The organism is Spirillospora sp. NPDC049652, assembly GCF_040675125.1.
In the GTDB taxonomy this organism is placed as follows: Bacteria; Actinomycetota; Actinomycetes; order Streptosporangiales; family Streptosporangiaceae; genus Spirillospora.
On sequence record NZ_JBFAOF010001104.1, the window covers coordinates 1 to 2,140 of the forward strand.

The 2,140-nt window shown below is 73.2% G+C and carries 2 protein-coding genes; both read right to left on the reverse strand.

From position 1 onward, the window contains the following. A partial coding sequence (locus tag AB0J52_RS37430; protein ID WP_500187693.1) for an ATP-dependent DNA helicase RecG occupies positions 1 to 1,928 on the reverse strand: 1,928 nt, incomplete at its 3' end. Between the two features lie 38 nt (positions 1,929 to 1,966). Beyond that, complete coding sequence (locus tag AB0J52_RS37435) at positions 1,967 to 2,134, reverse strand: hypothetical protein (protein WP_500187695.1); 168 nt, start codon at positions 2,132 to 2,134, stop codon at positions 1,967 to 1,969. Positions 2,135 to 2,140: the final 6 nt, after the last annotated feature.

The following is a 2,140-nucleotide window of genomic DNA, read 5'->3' on the forward strand; positions in this document are numbered from 1 at the left end:
GCCACCGCGTCCAGCCGCTCGCGCGCCTTGGAGCCGGGCTCGGCGTCGGTGACCAGCAGGCACAGGCCGGGGAGCGTGCCGCGCCCGACCCGGCCGCGCAGCTGGTGCAGCTGCGAGACGCCGAACCGGTCCGCGTCCATGATCACCATGACGGTCGCGTTCGGCACGTCCACGCCGACCTCGATGACCGTCGTGGCGAGCAGGACGTCCAGCTCGCCCGCGGTGAACCGGCGCATCACCGCGTCCTTCTCGTCCGGGTGGAGCTTGCCGTGCAGGACGCCGATCCGGAGCCCGGCGAGCAGCTCGCCCTCCAGCATCGGCAGCAGCTCGGTGATCCCGAGCGGGGACCGGCGGCCCTCCTCGTCCGGCGCGGGGACGTCGCCCTCGTCGCCCTCCTGCTCGCCGATGCGCGGGCACACGATGTAGATCTGCCGCCCCCCGCCGGCCTCCTCGCGGATCCGCTCCCAGGTGCGGGCGAGGAACGCGGGCTTCTCCGGCGGAACCACGTGCGTGCTGATCGCGGACCGGCCGGCGGGCAACTGCCCCAGCACGGACGTCTCCAGGTCGCCGAACACCGTCATCGCGACCGTCCGCGGGATCGGCGTCGCCGTCATGACCAGCACGTGCGGCCGTCCGCCCGACACCTTCTCGCGCAGCGCGTCCCGCTGCTCGACGCCGAACCGGTGCTGCTCGTCGACCACCATGAGCCCGAGGTCGGCGAACTGGACGTGGTCCTCCAGCAGGGCGTGCGTGCCGACCACGATCCCGGCGTCCCCGGACGCGGCCTCCAGCAGCGAGGCCCGCCGCGCCTTGGCCCCCTGCGACCCGGTGACCAGCGTCACCCGCGTCGCGGTGTCGGCCCCGCCGATCTGCCCAGCCTGCCCCAGCTCCCCGAGCATCCTGGCGATCGACCGGTAGTGCTGCTGCGCCAGCACCTCCGTGGGCGCGAGCAGCGCCGCCTGCCCTCCGTTGTCCACCACCTGGAGCATCGCCCGCAGGGCGACGACGGTCTTGCCTGCTCCGACGTCTCCTTGGAGGAGGCGGTGCATGGGATGCGACTTCGCCAGGTCGGCGGCGATCTCCTCGCCCACCTTGAGCTGGCCCTCGGTGAGCTCGAAGGGGAGCCGCTGGTCGAACGCGTGCAGGATGCCGTCCCCCCTGGGCGGGCGGGGGCGGGCGGGCAGCGCGGCGGCGGCGCGGCGGCGCTGCGCCAGGGCGATCTGCAGGACGAACGCCTCGTCCCACTTCAGCCGCTTGCGGGCGCGGCCGAGCTGCTCCCAGTCCTTCGGGCGGTGGATGCCCTCGTAGGCGTCTTTCAGGGGGATCAGCCCGAGCCGCTCGCGGATCGCCGCGGGCATCGGGTCGTCACCGAGGTCGGCCATGTCCAGGACCATGGCGACGGACGTGCCGATCGCGTCGATGTCCAGGCCCTTGGTGGTCGGGTAGATCGGGATGATCTCGTCCGCCCACTCGCGCGCGGCGGCGTCGGCGTCGCGGGCGGCGACCACCTTGTACTGCGGGTGGGCGAGCTGGCGCTGCGGACGGCCCGAACGCGGCCGGTAGGTGCTGATCTTGCCCGCGAACAGGCCGCGGGTGCCCGGCGACAGGTCGCGTTCGGGGACGTAGGAGCCGCGCCGGCCGAAGAAGCTCAGCTTCAGCTCGCCGGTGCCGTCGGTGACGGTGATCTCCAGCACGTAGCCGGGGCTGCGGGACAGCGTGCGGCCCTGCACCTTGACGACCTCGGCCATGACGGTGACGTGCTCGCCGTCGGCCAGCTCGTTCAGCGGGGTCAGCTCGCCCCGGTGCGCGTAGCGGCGCGGGTAGTGGTGCAGCAGGTCGCCGACCGTGTGCAGGTCAAGACCCGTCGAGAGGACCTTGGCGGTCTTGTCGCCCAGGACTTTGCGCAACGGCTCGTCGAGGTTCGTCACCCGTCTTTTCTATCGCGCCCCTCCGTCGTTCCACGCCGTCACTCCACGCCGACGAGCAAGGGGTAGCGCTCCTGGCGTCCCTCGTAGGAGACCGCCTCGACGTCCGGGTGGCGCTCGCGCAGGTGCGCTTCGAGGACGCCGGTGAGGCCGGCGGGCGCGGTCGCGCCGCGGACGAGCGTGACCAGCTCGCCGCCGCCGGACAGCATGCGGTC

Excerpts from the sequence above, each read along its gene's own strand:
- AB0J52_RS37435 (WP_500187695.1), bottom strand. The coding sequence starts at position 2,134 with ATGCTGTCCGGCGGCGGCGAGCTGGTCACGCTCGTCCGCGGCGCGACC.